We start from the raw sequence: 15,832 nt of genomic DNA on the forward strand, positions 1-15,832 counted from the left end.
TTCCGGAATTTGGAATTGTCGGTATTCTGCACGATCAGCTCTGCTGGGTAACGCGACGAAATTCTAATTTCCAGAAACGAGAAAATTTATGCCGGCGCGGCGTTGACGGCTCCTGCCATCACCCCCTGGTGCACGCTCAGGAACACCTCCCCCTTGAACCACTGCGGCCACCCACCCGCCCGCAGCCCGTCCATCACCGGCCCCTTCACCTCCGACAGGTCCAGCCGCATGCCGCGTGCGGCCAGCATGTCCTGCAGCGCGCGCAGCGCCTCCAGCCCGCTCAGGTCGATGCGGTTCACCGGCGCCATCTGCAGCAGCACGCGCCGCGTGTCCGGGTGCGTCGCCAGGTGCTGCGCGACCACGTCCTCCAGCTGGCGGGCGTTGGTGAACAGCAGGCTCTCGTCGATGCGCAGCGCGAGCACGCCGGGCGTCAGCTCGACCTGGTAGCGGTCGATGTTGCGGTAGTGCTCGGTGCCCGGCACGCGGCCGATCAGCGCCACGTGCGGCCGCGCGGTGCGCTGCAGCAGCAATGCGATCGACGCCGCGACCCCCACGCCGAGCGACCACCCGGCCCCGAACAGCAGCATCAGCAGCGCCACCGTGACCATCACCGCCCATTCGCTGCGCGCGTAGTGCCAGGCCTCGCGGAACGGCCCGAGTGCGAGGCCCGACAGCACCGCCACCAGGATCGTCGCGGCCAGCACCGGCGTCGGCAGCCACGCGAGCGGCTGTGCCAGCAGCAGCATCGCCAGCACCATCAGGATCGCGGTGAACACCCCCGCCATGCGCGTGCGGCTGCCGGCTTCCAGGCTGACGATGCTGCGCGAGAAGCTCGCGCTGACCGGCATGCCGCCCGAAAGCGCCGCCGCCAGGTTGGCCGCGCCGAGCCCCGCCAGCTCGCGCCGCGGCGCGACGCGCTGGCCGAGCCGGCGCGCCAGCGATTCGGCGACCACCAGGCTGCTGACATAGGTGACCAGCGCGATCAGCAGCGCCTGCGGCAGCAGCCCCCACCACAGCGCGGCGTCGAGCAGCGGCAGCGCGAGCGTCGGCGACAGCGTCGGCAGCGCGCCGACCAGCGTCACGCCGTGCCGGTCGGCCTGCGTCAGCATCGCGATCGCCATCGCGCCGAGCAGCACCGCCAGCGGCACCAGCCGGCCGACCAGCACCGCGCGCGGCCGGCCGAACCGCGCCGCCAGCCACGGCTGCGCATGGCGTCGGGTGAACCACAGCAGCGCGACGGCGCCGACGCCGTAGGCCGCCGTCAGCGGCGCCCACGGCCGCACCGCCTGCCACCAGCTGTGCAGCACCTGCACCGCGTCGGCACCGCGGGCCGACGAGCCGAGCAGCACCGGCAGCTGGCTGAGCGCGATCGACAGCGTCGCGCCGGTCTCGAAGCCGTGCAGCACCGGCACGCTGAGCAGCGCGGCCAGCGCGTCGAGGCGCAGCCAGGCGGCCAGCACCAGCAGCAGGCCGACCTCGGCCGCCAGCACCAGCGCGACGGCCGGGGCCCCGACGCCGGGCGGCGCCTGGCCGATGGCCTGCGCGATCATCAGCGCCAGCACCGCGGCCGGGCCGACGCCCAGCACCGGGCTGGAACCGAGCGCCGCATAGGCCACCAGCGGCAGCAGGCTGGCATACAGCCCGACCTGCGCCGGCAGCCCGGCGAGCAGCGCATAGGCCAGGCTCTGGGGGATCAGCAGCACGCTGATGACGAAGGCGGCCACCAGGTCGTCGCGCAGGGCCTCGCGGCGGTAGCGGCGGAGCTGGTCGCGGAGGTCGGCACGCCAGTCGCGGCGCCAGGGAGTGAACTGCATCGGCCGATTGTCCGTCGAGTGCCATCCCCAAGGCAGCGGATTGCCTTCGACCGCTGCCGGCCCAACACTGGCCGCGCAAGGCTGCCGCAGGCGGCCAGGGAGGCGACGACCATGTGGTGGCTCAACTTCAACCCGCAGTTCAACTGGCCGTTCAGCGGCTCGGTGGTGCAGGACATCCACCCGTCGCTGCTCGCCCGCGCCGGCAACGACGAGACCGAGCTGCGTGTGCTGCGCGAGGTGGCGTCGTACGGCAAGCAGATCGGCGTGCTCAGCGACCTGGTGCTCGGGCTGGCCCGGCAGCTGCCGTCCGACGTCCTCGACGACGAGGCCCGCCATGCGCTGGCGCAGTTGCAGGAGATGAGCCGCCGGATCGAGCGCATCAAGCAAGGCCAGGTGCCGCTGCCGCCGACGGCCGACGAGGCGCGTTCGCAGCTGCAGGCCTTGCTCGCGCACTACCCCGAACTCGCGTCTGCTGTTCCGGGCCCAAGCCAACGCTGAGTTTCCCGGCGTAAAGTCGCGGGCTGTTTCCGGTGAACAGCCCGTCCATGCGCTCCACAGTTTCCACGCGACCGCCCCGCCCCGCCATCAGCTGCGTGATGCCGGCCTACAACGAGGCCGCCAACCTGCCGGTGCTGCTGCCGCAATTGAGCGCGCACCTGGCCGGGCTGACCGACCGCTGGGAGGTCATCGTCGTCGACGACGGCAGCACCGACGGCACCGCGCTGGCGGTCGCCCCCTTCCTGACGACGCCCGGCGTGCGCTACGTGCGGCTGTCGCGCAACTTCGGCAAGGAACAGGCGCTGACCGCGGGCATCGACCTCGCGCGCGGCGAGGTGGTGGTGCTGATGGATTCCGACCTGCAGCACCCGGTCGACCTGATCGACCGCATGGTGCAGGCCTGGGTGGGCGGGGCCGACATGGTCTGCGCGGCGCGCGCGTCGCGGGCCGACGAGACCTGGGCCAAGCGCCTGGGCACCTGGGCGTTCTACCGGCTCGTCAACACGAAGCATTCGGTGCACATCCCGGTGGATGCCGGCGATTTCCGGCTGATGGACCGACGGGTGGTCGATGCGCTGAAGTCGCTGCCCGAGCGCAACCGCTTCATGAAGGGGCTGTACGCCTGGGTCGGTTTTCGCACCGAGATCATCGACTACACGCCGGCCGAGCGGCATGCCGGCACCAGCAGCTTCTCGATGCGCAGCCTGGTGCGGCTCGCGCTGACCGGCGTCACCGCATTCTCGAACGTGCCGCTGCGGCTGTGGAGCGCGCTCGGCGCGTTGATCGCGTTCGGTGGCATGGGCTTCGGGCTGTTCGTCATCGGGCAGCACTTCATCTACGGCCACGACGTGCCGGGCTGGGCGACGCTGGTGTGCAGCCTGATGTTCTTCAGCGGCGTGCAGCTGCTGTCGATCGGCATCCTCGGCGAGTACGTCGGCCGCATCTTCGACGAGGTCAAGCGCCGCCCGATCTACCTGGTGGCGAGCGAAGCCGGCCAGGGGCTGGCGGAGCCCGACGCCCGATGACCGGCGTGCCGCGCACGCTCGGCCTGTGTGCCGACGACTTCGGGCTGTGGCCGTCGGTCTCGCGCGGCATCGCGCGGCTGGCGCATGCGCAGCGGCTGACCGTGGTGTCGTGCATCACGACGGGCGATGCCTGGCGGGCCAGCGCGCCGCTGCTGGCCGATGTGCCCGACAGCGTCGAGATCGGCCTGCACTTCAACCTGACCGAAGGCCTGCCGCTGAGCACCGAGCTGGCGCGCGTGTGGCCGGTGCTGCCGGCGCTGTCGACGCTGATTGCGCAGGCGCACCTGCGCCGGTTGCCGGTCGATGCGCTGCGTGCCGAATGGCAGGCCCAGGTGGCGGCCTTCACCGACGCGACCGGCCGCGTGCCGCAGACCATCGACGGCCACCAGCATGTGCACCACCTGCCGCAGGTGCGCGACGTGGTGGTGCAGGGCATCGAGCAATTGCTGCCGGCACCGGCCGTGCGCGACACCGGCGTGCTGCCCGGGCCGGGCTTCGGCATCAAGCGACAGCTGATCGCCGGCACCGGCGGGCGCTGGCTGCACCGCGAGCTGCTGCGCCGCGGCTGGCTGCACAACCCGGCGCTGCTCGGTGTCTACGACTTCGTCGACCCCGACTACCGCGGGTGGATGCAGCGCTGGCTGCGCGCGCTGCCCGAGTCGGGCGGGCTGGTGTTCTGCCACCCGGGCGAGATCGACGCGCAATCGGCAGGCGATGCGATCGCCGCGGCGCGGCAGCGCGAGCTGGCCTACCTGGAGAGCGGGGCGTTCGCCGACGACCTGGCGGCGGCGAACGTCAAGCTGGGGCGGGTCTGGCAGCGTGGCGTCACGAGAAGGTCCAGCGCCGGTTGATCAGGAAGGTCAGCACCAGCCCCGTCAGCGTGGCGACGATCTGCGCGAGCAGGTAATGCCACCCGAGCGCGACGCCGCCCGCGACGATCGCCATCCCGACCAGCGCGCCGATCAGCGCGGTGCCCTGGAACTTGAGCCAGGCCGGCCCGAGCGCGCCGCGGTGATCGAACGTGAAGCGCCGGTTGCCGAAGAACGCGACCTGCGCGCCGAGCGCCGCACCGAGGCCGGACGCGATCCACGCCGGCACCTGTGCCCACTCCACCAGCGCGGCCAGCAGCGCGTAGTGCGCCGCCGTCGCGAGCACGCCCACGAGGCCGTAGCGCAAGAAGCGGGCGAACAGATCGGTCAGCGAGGCGGCCATGGCCGCGCATTAGACCGCACCGACCTCAGTCCACCTTGGCTCCCGACACCTTCACGACCTGCGCCCACTTCTTCGTCTCCGCCGCGATGTACGCCGCGAACTCCGCCGGCGGCATGCCGCTCGGGATCGCGCCCTGCGCCAGCAGCCGCTCCTTCAGCACCGGCGTGCCCAGCGCCTTCGCGCTCTCCTGCTGCAGCCGGTTGACGATCTCCGCCGGCGTGCCGGCCGGCGCCAGCAGCCCGAACCACGAGCTCGCGTCGAAGCCCTTCACCGGCCCGGCCTCGGCGACCGTCGGCACGTCAGGCAAGGCCGCGCTGCGCTGCGCGCTGGTGACGGCCAGCGCCTTCAGCTTGCCGGCCTTGATCTGCGGCATCGCCGACGGCAGGTTGTCGAACATCAGGTCCATCGTGCCGCCGATCAGGTCGAGCAGCGCCGGCCCGGAGCCGCGGTACGGGAAGTGCAGCATGAAGGTGCCGGTCATGCTCTTGAACAGCTCGCCGCTCAGGTGGATCGACGTGCCGTTGCCGCTGGAGGCCATGTTCAGCTTGCCCGGATGCGCCTTTGCATAGCGGATCAGGTCGGCCACGCTGTTGATCTTCTCGGCCTCGGCCTTCGCCGGGTTCATCACCAGCACGTTCGGCACGCCGGCCACCAGCGTGACCGGCGCGAAATCCTTGATCGGGTCGAACGGCAGCTTCGGGTACAGCGACTGGTTGATGCCGTGCGTGCCGACCGTGCCCATCAGCAGCGTGTAGCCGTCCGGCGCGGACTTCGCCACCTGCTCGGCCCCGACGTTGCCGCCGGCCCCCGGCTTGTTGTCGACGATGAACTGCTGGCCGAACGCCCGGCTCAGCTCGGGCGCGAGCGCGCGCGCCAGGATGTCGGTGGTGCCGCCCGGCGCGAACGGCACCACGATGCGCACCGGCTTGGTCGGCCAGGCGCCCTGGGCGCGCAGCGGCGACGCCAGGCTCGCGGTGACGGCGGCGGCCGTCGCGGTCAGCACCTGGCGGCGTGTCAGACAGGTCATGGGAACTCCGATGTTCTCGAACATTGCACCGAGTGTGTCGCAGCACCGCGCCGCCCCGTACCCGCGCTCGCCCTACTTCTCACCACCCGGGCGCTGTGCCACGATCCGGCTGCGTCCACCAGCGCCAGCACGCTCTCGTGCCCACCGGAACCGACGACCGTGCCCCCTCCGTTCCCGCCTGCCGACGACCTCGGCGCGATCATTGCCCGCGTCCAGTCCCGCTACATCCGCGCCGCGCCGCCGCGCGAGATGCTGTCGCCGCTGCTGACCGACCTGCTCGAGAGCACCGCTTGCGAATACGGCTTCATCGCCGAGGTGCTGCACGACGGCGACGGCGCGCCCTACCTGCGCTTCTACGTGCTGACCGACATCTCGTGGGACGACGCGACGCGCGCGCTGTACCAGCGCCACATGCACGGCGGCCCGGAGCACACGATCGAGTTCCACAACATGGGCACGCTGTTCGGGGCCGCGATCCTCAGCGGCGCGCCGGTCATCAGCAACGACCCTGACGCCGACCCGCGGCGCGGCGGCCTGCCGCCCGGCCACCCGGCGATGCGCTCCTTCCTCGGCGTGCCGCTGTTCCACGGCGGCGAGATGCTCGGCATGGTCGGCCTCGCGAACCGGCCGGGCGGCTTCGACCAGGCGCTGGTCGAGCGGCTGCAGCCGCTGTTCACCAGCGTCGGCGCGATCCTCGGCGCGGTCTGCAACGACCGCGAGCGGCGCGAGGCCGAGAACGCGTTGCGCGCCAGCGAGACCCAGCTGCGCGCGGTGCTCGAGATGGCCGGCGCCGGCATCGTGCAGATCGGGCTCGACGGCTTCCCGCTGTTCCTGAACCAGCAGCTGTGCGACATGCTCGGGCGCAGCCGCGCCGAGCTGCTCGCGCTCAGCACCGAAGACGTCACGCACCCCGAGGACCTGGCCGGCGAGCGCCGCCGCCGCCGCCAGCTGCTGGCCGGCGAGATCCCGCGCTACCGCGCCGACAAGCGCTACCTGCATGCCGATGGCCGCGTGGTCTGGGCCACCATCAACGTCACGCTGGTGCGCAAGCCCGATGGCCACCCCGACTACCTGATCGGCGTGGTGCAGGACATCACCGATCGCAAGCAGGCCGAGGCCGAGCTGCGCTCGAGCCGGCAGCGCTTCGTCGACCTGCTGAACTCGGTCGACGGCATCTTCTGGGAGGGCGACCCGCGCACCGAGAGCTTCACCTTCGTCAGCGACAAGGCCAAGCAGCTGCTGGGCTACCCGCTGGCCGACTGGATGCAGCCGCGCTTCTGGGCGCTGCACCTGCACCCCGATGACCGCGACCGCGCGCTGCGCGAGGTGGCCGACTCGCAGCTCACCGGCTCGGTCAGCGCGATCGAGTACCGCTTCTACGCGGCCGACCGCAGCGTGCGCTGGATGAGCAGCTGGGTCACGGTGTTCCGCCCCGAGGGCGGCCACCGGCTGCTGCGCGGGCTGATGATCGACATCACCGAGCGCAAGCGCGTCGAGGAGGCGGTGCTCGCGGCCGAATCGGCGCAGCGCGCGAACGCGGCGAAGACCGAGTTCCTGTCGCGCATGAGCCACGAGCTGCGCACGCCGCTGAACGCGGTGCTCGGCTTCGCGCAGCTGCTCGAGCTCGACACCCAGCAGCCGCTGAATGCCGCGCAGCAGGCGCGGGTGCGGCACATCACGCAGGCCGGAACGCACCTGCTCGCGATGATCAACGACGTGCTCGACCTGTCGCGCATCGAGAGCGGCGGCGTCGCGCTGCTGTCGGGCAGCGTGGTGCTGCGCCGGGTCGTCGACGAGGCGCTCGCGATGGTCGCGCCGGCCGCGGCCGAGGCCGGCGTGCAGCTGCTGATCGACCGCGCCGCGCCCCATTCGGCCGACCCGCGCACCTGCGTGCTGGCCGACCACCTGCGGCTGCGCCAGGTGCTGGTCAACCTGCTGAGCAACGCGATCAAGTACAACCGCCGCGGTGGCCAGGTGGTGCTGCGCTGGCCGGCCGACGAAGGCGTCGGGCTGGTGCACCTGCAGGTGCGCGACACCGGCGTGGGACTCACCCCCGCGCAGGCGGCGCACCTGTTCGAGCCGTTCAACCGGCTCGGCGCCGAGCGCAGCGGGGTCGAGGGCACCGGCATCGGCCTGGTGATCACGCAGCGCCTGGTGCAGCTGATGAACGGCCGGCTGTCGGTCGAGAGCGAGCCCGGCGTCGGCAGCGTCTTCACCGCGAGCCTGCCGTGGGTGCCGGTGGCCACGGTGGACGGCAGCGCCGGGCCCGGCTTCATGCCGGCCGACCCGGTCGACGCCGCCACCCCGTCCGCGCCGTACACGGTGCTGTATGCCGAAGACAACCCGATGAACGTCGAACTGGTGCGCCAGGTGATGAAGATGCGGCCCGAGTGCCGGCTGCTGGTGGCCGCCAACGGGCGCCAGGCGGTCGAGATGGGGCTGCAGCACCGGCCCGACCTGCTGCTGCTCGACATGCACCTGGGCGACATGAGCGGCGTCGAGGTGTCGCGCCAGCTCGATGCGGCGCTCGCCTGCCCGCGCATCGCGTTGTCCGCCGATGCGACGCCGGAACAGGCCGAGGCGGCGCGCGCGGCCGGCTTCATCGGCTACCTGACGAAGCCGGTCAACGTGGCGCAGTTGCTGCGCTGCCTGGACGAGCAGCAGTCGGCCGCCGCGCGCGGCGGCGTCAGCTGAACAGGTCGGGCTGCGGGCCCGGCTGCTCGTGCAGGCGCACGCGGCCGTCGCGCCAGGCGCTGTCGAAGTCGTTCTCGATCGCCTTCAGTTCGTCGGCCGAGCGCAGCTGCGCGCCGATCACGCCGATCGCGCGGTTGCGGCCCTGGCCCTTCGCGGTGTAGAGCGCCATGTCGGCCAGGTTGACCGCCTGCTCCCATGGCACCGGCAGGTCGTCGGGCGGCAGCGGGAAACGTGCATAGCCGATCGATGCGGTGACGCGCAACACGTCTTCGCTGCCGCCGCCGGTGCCGCTGTCGATCGGCTCGCGGCCGATCTGCTCCAGCACGCGCGCGGCCAGCTGCTCGGCCTGCTCGGCGCTCACCGCGGGCGCGAGGATCAGGAATTCCTCGCCGCCCCAGCGCACCACCAGGTCGTTCTCGCGCACGCAGCCGGCCAGCCGCCGCGCGACCTCGACCAGCACCGCATCGCCCACCGAATGCCCATGGCCGTCGTTCACATGCTTGAAGTGGTCGATGTCGACCAGCAGCAGCGCGCCCTCGACGCCCCGCTCGCCGCCGCGCGCCATCGCGGCCTGGAACTGGCGGCGGTTGGACAGCCCGGTCAGCGGATCGCGCTCGCTCTGCAGCCGCAGGTTGGCGTGGCTCGCCTGCAGCCGACGGTTGATCTCGCGCACCCGCAGGTACAGCAGCGCCGCGACGCCGACCGACAGCGCCATCACCGCCGCCATCAGCGCCCACACCCGCTGCTGCAGCTCGCGGTTCGCGAGCGCGGCGGTCTTCAGCGCGTTGTCGCGGCTCACCAGCTCGATCTCGCGCTGCTTGCTCTCGGTGTCGTAGCGCTGCTGCACGTCCTTCAGCGCCGCGGCGCGGTTGGCCTTCATCACCTCGGCGCTGAGCTTGCGTTCGCGGTGGAACAGCTCCAGCGCGCCGCGCGCATCGCCGGCCGCGGCCAGCGCCTCGCCGAACTCGCGCAGCGACTGCGCTTCGCTGCCCGGCGCCCCGCTGCGCTGCCACAGCTCGGCCAGCCGGGCCAGGTCGAGCTTGCCTTCGGCGATGCGGCCGAGGCCGATCTTCGCGAGACCGGCGTTGTTGATCAGCACCCGCTCGGCGCGCTGGTCGCCGTGGCGGCGCACCACCGGCAGCGCGGCCTCGGCGGCGCGCAGCGCGTCGGCCGGGCGGTTCTGCCGCGCGTACAGGTCGCTGAGGTTGGCGTTCACCAGCGATTCGAGGCGCGGCGAGTCGGCCTTGCGGGCGATCGGCAAGGCGTCTTCGGCCAGCCGCAGCGACTGCTGGTGCTCGCCGCGCATGTCGGCCAGCCGGGCTTCATGCAGCCGCAACCGCACCTGGACGTCCGGTTCGTCGAGCGGGGCCGCGACGCGCTGTGCCTGTTGCAGCGTGCGCATCGCGCCGGGCATGTCGCCCTGGCGCGCGGTGTCGAGCGCCAGCAGGCCCAGCACCAGCGCCTGGCGGTAGCCGTCGTGCTGCGCCTCGGCCAGTTGCGCGGCGACGCGCAGGTGGCGGGCGCCCTCGGCCCACAGCGCGCGGCTTTGCGCATGGCGCTCGATCACCTGCAGCGCGCGCCACGCGGCGCGGTAGTCGCAATCGGCCGAGGTCGTCGACGGCGCGCCGTCCGGCCCCGGGCAGCCTTGCTGCAGCACCGGCACCGCGGCCTGCGCCAGCGCGGCCGCCACGTCGAGCTGGCCGTCGTTCTCGGCGACCAGCGCGCGCACCAGGTTCGCCCGCGCGGTGCCGTCGGCCTCGTCGGGTTCGCTGCCTGCCGTGCCGGTGCGCAACTCTTCGGCCAGCATGCCGGCTTCGGCGACGCGGCCGTTCTGCGCCAGCACGATCGCGCGCGCGAGCTGCAGCCGGCGTACCGTCTGCGCCGGCCGCGGCGTCAGCGCCTCCTGTTCGCGCTGCAGCTGCAGCAGCGCCTGCAGCGCCGGCTCCGGGCGGTCGTAGCCCTGGCGCACCAGGTGGTCCGATTGCTCGATGACGCCGGCAGCGGCCGGGCCGGCGCAGGCTGCCGCGAGCAGCAGCACCCATCCGCTCGCCCTGCGCAGGGCCCGGGCCCGTCGAAGCTCCGGCAACGCCCTCATGCGCGGCCCTCGCGCACCGGCCCGCGCAGCAGCGTCAGCGTGACCTGGCCGTCGCGCCAGGCGGACTCCAGCGACGCGGCGATCGCCTGCAGCCCCTGCACCGTCTGCGCATGCATCAGCCCGACGCCGTAGGCCCGGTTGCGGCCGTGCGCCTTCGCCAGGTAGAGGGCGGTGTCGACCAGGTTGATCGCCGGTTCCCACGCGACCGCCAGCCCGGTCGGCTCGATCGGGAAACTCGCATAGCCGATCGAGCCGGTCACCGCGATCTCGCGGCCCTGCCACGCGACCGGCGCCTGGGCGACCGCGTCGAGCAGCCGCTGGGCCAGCGCGTCGACCTGCTCGCGCGACAGCGACTGCACCACCACCAGGAACTCCTCGCCCCCCCAGCGCACCACCAGGTCGGGCTCGCGCAGCGCATCGGCCAGCCGCTGCGCCATCGCGACCAGCACCGCATCGCCGGCCGCATGGCCGTGCTCGTCGTTGATGCGCTTGAAGTGGTCGATGTCGAGCAGGTACACCGTGCCGGCCAGCTGGCCGTCGACCGACATCTGCTTCATCGCCGCCTGGAAATAGCGCCGGTTCGCCAGCCCGGTGAGCGGATCGCGCTCGCTCTGCACCTTCAGCTGCGCGTTGCTGTGCGCGAGGGCCTGGTTGGTGCGGCGCACGCGGCGCATCATCAGCAGCACCACCGCGAACGACAGCACGAAGGTCGCCGCCAGCAGCCACCACAGCCGCTGCTGCAGGTCGCGGCGTTGCAGCTGCGAGCCCTTGATCGCGTTGTCGCTGTTCAGCAGCGCGAGCGCGCGGGTGCGGCGGTCGCTGTCGAACTGCTCCTGCAGCTCGAGGATGGCCTTCTGCTGGTCGCGCTGCACCAGCTTGTCGGCGATCGAGCGGTGCCGGTGCAGCGCCTGCACCGCGCCGGCCGCGTCGCCGGCCTTCTCGAGCGCGGTGCCGAACTCCAGCAGCACGTCGGACACCAGCGGCGCGTCGCCGCGGTGCTCGGCCATCGACAGCGCGAGCCCGACGTGCCGCTTGCCTTCGGCCACCTCGCCCAGCCCGATGTGGGCCAGGCCCATGTTCCACAGCGCGATGATCTCGCTGCTGGTGTCGCGCACCTCGCGCGTCAGCGGCAGCGCCTCCTGCGCGCGGCGCAGCGCGGTGCGGTAGTCGCCGCGCTGCAGGAAGAAGTCCGACATGTTGGCCAGCAGCAGCGCCTCGTCGAGCTTGGCACCGGCCTCGTGCGCGTAGTTGATCGCCGACTGCATCGAATGCAGCTCGGCCGCGACCTCGGCCGGCCCGTCGAGCAGGATGCCCTGGATGTTGTGCACCCGGGCCAGCGAGATCTTGTCGCCGGCCGCCGTCGCGATCGCCAGGGCTTCGGCGTTGATGCTGCGTGCGCGCTCCTGCTGCTGCGCCTTGTAGAGCGAATAGGCGGCGCGCGTGCGCGCCTCGGCCCGGCGCCAGGCGATGCCGAGCTGGTCGGCGAGGTCGATTTCCTGCAGGTGCAGCCGCACCGCGTCGTCGAGCTTGCCGGCGCGCTGCCGGGCCTTCGCATGCGCGGCCAGGAAGCGCAGCCGGCTGGTGGCCGGCGTCGCCGCCGGCAACTCGGCCGCCGCCGCGTTCAGCAGCTTGTCGGCCTCGTGCGCATTGCCGCTCTTCAGCGCCATGCTGGCCAGGATCAGGCGCGCGGCGGCGTCGGTGCCGGACGTCGACTGCTCCTGCAGCCGGCGCGCGCAGTCGGTGGCGGCCTCGAACTCCGACGCCTCGGTGTGGAGCAGGCCCTGCAGCGTCAGTGCATCGACCCAGCCGGCGCTGCCGATCGCGAGCTGGCCGACGCGGGTGCGCAGCGCGGCCGCGCTGTCGGATGGGTTGGCGCGGCCGGTCGATTCGACATCGGCCAGTTCGGCGGCCAGCGCGATGTCGGAGGCGGACGTCGATGCAGGGGCCGCCGATGCGGCGGAGGCCGCTCCCGCGGCCGGCGCGGCGCCCACGCCGCCCCACGCGAGCGCCGCCAGCAGCACGCAGCTCAGGCGCAGGCAGCTGAGGCGCAGCGGGGAGGCCACGGGAACACGCGAAGTCGGACGCATCGGTGGATATCGACCAGCAAGTGGCGGACCTGAGGCACCGGCCGCACGCGGCAGCATCTCACGCCGGCCGGCCGTGCAGCATTGCCGGGTGCATCGGAGGGCGCTGCCGCTCAGCGGCCGGGCCGGCGCCGCAGCAACGCGTGCAGCGCGATCGCACCGAACGTGGCGGTGCCGATGCCGCCGAGCGTGAGGCCGCCGAACTTCAGCGTGTAGTCGCCGGTGCCGAGGATCAGCGTGACCGCGGCGACGATCAGGTTGGTGTTGTCGCCGAAGTCGACCCGGTTGTCGACCCAGATCTTGGCGCCGGCCACCGCGATCAGCCCGAACACGACGATGCTGACGCCGCCCATCACCGCCAGCGGGATCGCCTGGATCAGCGCGCCGAACTTCGGGCTGAAGCCGAGCACGATCGCGATCAGCGCGGCCACCACGAACATCGCGGTCGAATAGATCTTGGTGGCCGCCATCACGCCGATGTTCTCGGCATAGGTGGTCACGCCGGTGCCGCCGCTCGCGCCGCTGACCATCGTCGCGAGGCCGTCGCCGATGAAGGCGCGGCCCATCAGCGCGTCGAGCGGCTTGCCGGTCATCGCGCCGACCGCCTTCAGGTGGCCGAGGTTCTCGGCCGCCAGGATCACCGCGACCGGCGCGATCAGCAGCATCGCGTCGGCCCGGAACACCGGCGCCGCGAAGCCGGGCAGGCCGAACCAGGCGGCCGCGGCGACGCCCGACAGGTCGAGCGGCTTGCCCAGCCCGAGGCCGTTGGCCAGCAGCGCGTAGACGACGCTCGCGACCAGCAGGCCGACCAGGATCAGCAGGCGCTGCGTCATGCCGCGCGTGTACACCGCGACCAGGCCGACGCTGAGGAAGGTGACGGCCTGCATCCAGGCGTCGAACGGCGTCGGCGCCATGTTCTTGATCGGCACGCCGGCGAGGTTCAGGCCGATCACCGCGACCACCGCGCCGGTGACGACCGGCGGCATCAGCGATTCGATCCAAGCGGTGCCGGCGGCCGTCACCGCCAGCCCGATCAGCAGCACCACGGCGCCGCAGGCGACGATGCCGCCGAGCGCCGCGCCCAGGTTGGCATTCGGCCCGTGGCCGCCGTAGCCGCTGGCGGCGATCACGACGCCGATGAACGCGAAGCTCGAGCCCAGGTAGCTCGGCACCTTGCCGCCGACGACCACGAAGAAGATCAGCGTGCCGATGCCGCTCATCAGGATCGCCACGTTCGGGTCGAACCCCATCAGCAGCGGCGCCAGCACGGTGGCGCCGAACATCGCGATCACGTGCTGCACGCCCATCGCGAAGGTCTGCGGCCACGGCAGCCGCTCGTCGGGCGCGACGACCACGCCGGGTTGGGCGCTTCGAACGCGCCAGGTGGGTAGGGACATCGCTTGGCTCCTGTGTTCTTCTGATCGGTCGCACCCGGGGCGGTGCGCGACGCAGTGTAGGAGCGCGGCAGAAACGAGTCACCCGGGCCGGCACCGATGGTCGGCGCCGCCCGGGTGGCGGTGGGGAACGGACGGATGTGAAAAAAAGAGGGGAAACGGGACAGGTGCCGGGGGCTCGCTCTCATCCACCCCGGCTTGCCCGTTCCCCCTTGGACGTCACATACGTCGAGAAATCAACGCGCGGCGCGGACGCTGCCGGGCGGCGGAAACAACGACAGCTGCGCCGGAGCGCTTCTGGACTGCAGGACCTTGAACGAGCGGTCGGTGCTGTTGCCGGCCTGCGGTGTGATGCGCGTCACGCTCGGCGTCGTCGTCGGGCGGACCATCAGGTGTTCGGTGCGCGGTGCCATGGCCAGCCCCTTCAGTGACCGACCAGCCACTGGCTGGGGGCGAACTCGCTCGGGCGCACGGTGACCATCTCGGCCGCAGCCGGCGACAGCACGTTGGCGGCGCGCGCCAGCCAGTGCCGCACGCTGCCGCCGCCCTGTCCGGCCGCGGGCTGCGCCAGGCGCAGCAGCGAGGAAGCGCCGCCGCGGCAGCTCGGGGTCGCCGGGCGGGCCCGGCGGGATGAAGGGGTACGACGATGGAACAGCGACATGGCAACGACGTCCTTGTGTTGGAGCTGCTGCCGGCGTGTAGCGGGAGAGTCACCGGACTGGCAGTCTGTGCGCACTCAAGCGCAGCTTCCATGCCAGCCCGGTTTGCCGGGGCGCCAGCCCTTCGTGGACGAAAAATGCCGTGAGGTCGGCACGGCGCCGGCCGAATTTGGGCCAGACGGTAAGGTCGCCGTTACAGACTTGACCGGATTCGTCCATCCGCTGCACTTGATGCAAGGGGTCGGATACCGCTCGGCGCGCCGGGCGCACCACTCATCTATTTGGCACGCACGTGCTCGACGACGGCCGCAATGCTTTCGGCATCCGACAGCACCCGTCGATGGCCCAGGCCGCGGGTCGTCGCCAGCCGGGCGTCGGGCAGCGCTTGCTGCAGCGCCTGGCTGCCGGCCAGTGGCGCGACGCGGTCGCCCTCGTCGTGCAACAGCAGCGTCGGCTGGGCCAGCCGCGCGCCCAGCCAGGCCGGCTCGAACTGCTGCAACGGCACGCCCTCGCGGCGCTCGATCGCGGCGCGCATGCGCCCGGCCAGACCGGCGCCCAGGCCGAAGCTGCCGCTGAACCAGTCCAGGAAGAGCCCCGGCGGCGGCGATGGCGCGACCAGCGCCAGCCGTTTCACCGGCAGGCCGCTGGCGGCGGCGTGGCTGGCCGCCAGCGCGCCGAGCGAATGCCCGACCACGGCGTGCAGCGGGCCGAGCCGCGCCGACGCCGTCCACAACGCGCGTGCGAACTGCGGCAGCGTCGAACGCCAGGCGGCGCTGCGGCCGTGCGCCGGGAAATCCAGCAGCACCGGCGCGAAGCCGGCCGCCGCCAGCGCGTCGCCGAGCGGCTGCATCTGCAAGGCGTCGCCGGCCCAGCCGTGCACCAGCAGCACGGTGGGCCGTCCGTCGGGCAGGTCGGCCCGGCGATAGACCGCCATCGTGCCGTGCTCGAACGGCCAGTGCGACAGCTGCCAGCCGGCCGGCACGGCACGCCGCCGCGCCACGAGCTTCAACGGCAGCGGCGTGAAGAACAGCCGCAGCGCGAGCCGTGTGCCGAGCCCGGGCGACAGCGACTGCAGGCCGCGCAGCGCGCCGCCGAGCCAGCGGGCGCTGCGGCTGGCAGCGTAGAAGGCGATGGCTGGGTTGGGCGTGCTCATCAGAAGCAGCCGAAATCGGCGTTGCTGCGCGGCACCGCGGCGACCACGCGCCACAACGACAGCGCGCCGCGCAGCAGCACGGCGACGACCAGGGCGGACAGGGCAAGCATCAGCATGGCAATCTCCTTGATTTCGCACGCACGTGCGAAATGTGTCGACGAGAAGCGGGAACGGTGG

At 72.3% G+C, this 15,832-nt stretch carries 13 protein-coding genes; 4 read left to right on the forward strand and 9 right to left on the reverse strand.

The window, feature by feature from the left end:
* Positions 1–86: 86 nt before the first annotated feature.
* Positions 87–1,814 (reverse strand): SulP family inorganic anion transporter, encoded by a 1,728-nt coding sequence (locus ASC98_RS00670; protein ID WP_056803011.1) that lies wholly within the window; start codon positions 1,812–1,814, stop codon positions 87–89.
* Positions 1,815–1,925: 111 nt separating this feature from the next.
* Between ASC98_RS00670 and ASC98_RS30965 the strand changes: the two genes are divergently transcribed.
* From ASC98_RS30965 to ASC98_RS00685, 3 genes are read left to right on the forward strand one after another with little or no spacing between them, the layout of a single operon-like run.
* A complete protein-coding gene (locus ASC98_RS30965; protein WP_056803014.1) occupies positions 1,926–2,312 on the forward strand; it encodes a hypothetical protein in 387 nt (128 codons plus the stop codon).
* A 47-nt stretch (positions 2,313–2,359) separates the two neighbouring features.
* Positions 2,360–3,337: a glycosyltransferase family 2 protein gene (locus tag ASC98_RS00680; protein WP_056804688.1), complete on the forward strand. Its 978-nt coding sequence runs from the start codon at positions 2,360–2,362 to the stop codon at positions 3,335–3,337.
* Positions 3,334–4,188: a ChbG/HpnK family deacetylase gene (locus ASC98_RS00685; RefSeq protein WP_056803017.1), complete on the forward strand. Its 855-nt coding sequence runs from the start codon at positions 3,334–3,336 to the stop codon at positions 4,186–4,188. Before ASC98_RS00680 ends, ASC98_RS00685 begins: the two co-directional genes overlap by 4 nt.
* Here the strand turns inward: ASC98_RS00685 and ASC98_RS00690 are convergent.
* Together ASC98_RS00690 and ASC98_RS00695 are read right to left on the reverse strand one after the other, a co-directional pair.
* A complete protein-coding gene (locus tag ASC98_RS00690) occupies positions 4,163–4,549 on the reverse strand; it encodes a GtrA family protein (protein ID WP_056803018.1) in 387 nt (128 codons plus the stop codon). The genes ASC98_RS00685 and ASC98_RS00690 overlap by 26 nt on opposite strands.
* Positions 4,550–4,574: 25 nt before the next feature.
* Positions 4,575–5,576: a tripartite tricarboxylate transporter substrate binding protein gene (locus tag ASC98_RS00695; RefSeq protein ID WP_056803022.1), complete on the reverse strand. Its 1,002-nt coding sequence runs from the start codon at positions 5,574–5,576 to the stop codon at positions 4,575–4,577.
* Positions 5,577–5,735: 159 nt separating this feature from the next.
* Here ASC98_RS00695 and ASC98_RS00700 point away from each other — a divergent pair, with 159 nt between their 5' ends.
* The gene (locus tag ASC98_RS00700) at positions 5,736–8,270 is read left to right on the forward strand and encodes a PAS domain S-box protein (RefSeq protein ID WP_056803025.1); all 2,535 of its coding nucleotides are present in this window, start codon (positions 5,736–5,738) and stop codon (positions 8,268–8,270) included.
* Here the strand turns inward: ASC98_RS00700 and ASC98_RS00705 are convergent.
* The 6 genes from ASC98_RS00705 to ASC98_RS00725 form a co-directional block, all read right to left on the reverse strand.
* Entirely contained in the window at positions 8,263–10,365 is a 2,103-nt protein-coding gene (locus tag ASC98_RS00705; protein WP_157597826.1) for a diguanylate cyclase, read from the reverse strand. The two genes, ASC98_RS00700 and ASC98_RS00705, sit on opposite strands and share 8 nt — an antisense overlap.
* A complete protein-coding gene (locus ASC98_RS00710; protein ID WP_056803032.1) occupies positions 10,362–12,428 on the reverse strand; it encodes a GGDEF domain-containing protein in 2,067 nt (688 codons plus the stop codon). The genes ASC98_RS00705 and ASC98_RS00710 overlap by 4 nt, the downstream gene beginning before the upstream one ends.
* Positions 12,429–12,562: 134 nt before the next feature.
* Positions 12,563–13,846: a solute carrier family 23 protein gene (locus ASC98_RS00715; protein WP_056803035.1), complete on the reverse strand. Its 1,284-nt coding sequence runs from the start codon at positions 13,844–13,846 to the stop codon at positions 12,563–12,565.
* A gap of 233 nt (positions 13,847–14,079) precedes the next feature.
* Positions 14,080–14,256 carry a hypothetical protein gene (locus ASC98_RS29970; protein ID WP_157597827.1) on the reverse strand — a complete coding sequence of 59 codons (177 nt, stop codon included), beginning with the start codon at positions 14,254–14,256 and terminating at the stop codon, positions 14,080–14,082.
* Between the two features lie 11 nt (positions 14,257–14,267).
* Entirely contained in the window at positions 14,268–14,504 is a 237-nt protein-coding gene (locus ASC98_RS00720) for a hypothetical protein (protein ID WP_056803038.1), read from the reverse strand.
* Between the two features lie 275 nt (positions 14,505–14,779).
* Positions 14,780–15,655 carry an alpha/beta fold hydrolase gene (locus ASC98_RS00725; RefSeq protein WP_056803041.1) on the reverse strand — a complete coding sequence of 292 codons (876 nt, stop codon included), beginning with the start codon at positions 15,653–15,655 and terminating at the stop codon, positions 14,780–14,782.
* Positions 15,656–15,832 lie beyond the last annotated feature (177 nt).

Origin of the sequence: Rhizobacter sp. Root1238 (assembly GCF_001425825.1) — a bacterium.
Lineage (GTDB): Bacteria > Pseudomonadota > Gammaproteobacteria > Burkholderiales > Burkholderiaceae_C > Rhizobacter.

Excerpts from the sequence above, each read along its gene's own strand:
- ASC98_RS00715 (WP_056803035.1), bottom strand. The coding sequence starts at position 13,846 with ATGTCCCTACCCACCTGGCGCGTTCGAAGCGCCCAACCCGGCGTGGTC.
- ASC98_RS00690 (WP_056803018.1), bottom strand. The coding sequence starts at position 4,549 with ATGGCCGCCTCGCTGACCGATCTGTTCGCCCGCTTCTTGCGCTACGGC.
- ASC98_RS00685 (WP_056803017.1), top strand. The coding sequence starts at position 3,334 with ATGACCGGCGTGCCGCGCACGCTCGGCCTGTGTGCCGACGACTTCGGG.
- ASC98_RS00670 (WP_056803011.1), bottom strand. The coding sequence starts at position 1,814 with ATGCAGTTCACTCCCTGGCGCCGCGACTGGCGTGCCGACCTCCGCGAC.
- ASC98_RS00720 (WP_056803038.1), bottom strand. The coding sequence starts at position 14,504 with ATGTCGCTGTTCCATCGTCGTACCCCTTCATCCCGCCGGGCCCGCCCG.
- ASC98_RS00680 (WP_056804688.1), top strand. The coding sequence starts at position 2,360 with ATGCGCTCCACAGTTTCCACGCGACCGCCCCGCCCCGCCATCAGCTGC.
- ASC98_RS00725 (WP_056803041.1), bottom strand. The coding sequence starts at position 15,655 with ATGAGCACGCCCAACCCAGCCATCGCCTTCTACGCTGCCAGCCGCAGC.
- ASC98_RS29970 (WP_157597827.1), bottom strand. The coding sequence starts at position 14,256 with ATGGCACCGCGCACCGAACACCTGATGGTCCGCCCGACGACGACGCCG.
- ASC98_RS30965 (WP_056803014.1), top strand. The coding sequence starts at position 1,926 with ATGTGGTGGCTCAACTTCAACCCGCAGTTCAACTGGCCGTTCAGCGGC.
- ASC98_RS00695 (WP_056803022.1), bottom strand. The coding sequence starts at position 5,576 with ATGACCTGTCTGACACGCCGCCAGGTGCTGACCGCGACGGCCGCCGCC.
- ASC98_RS00705 (WP_157597826.1), bottom strand. The coding sequence starts at position 10,365 with ATGAGGGCGTTGCCGGAGCTTCGACGGGCCCGGGCCCTGCGCAGGGCG.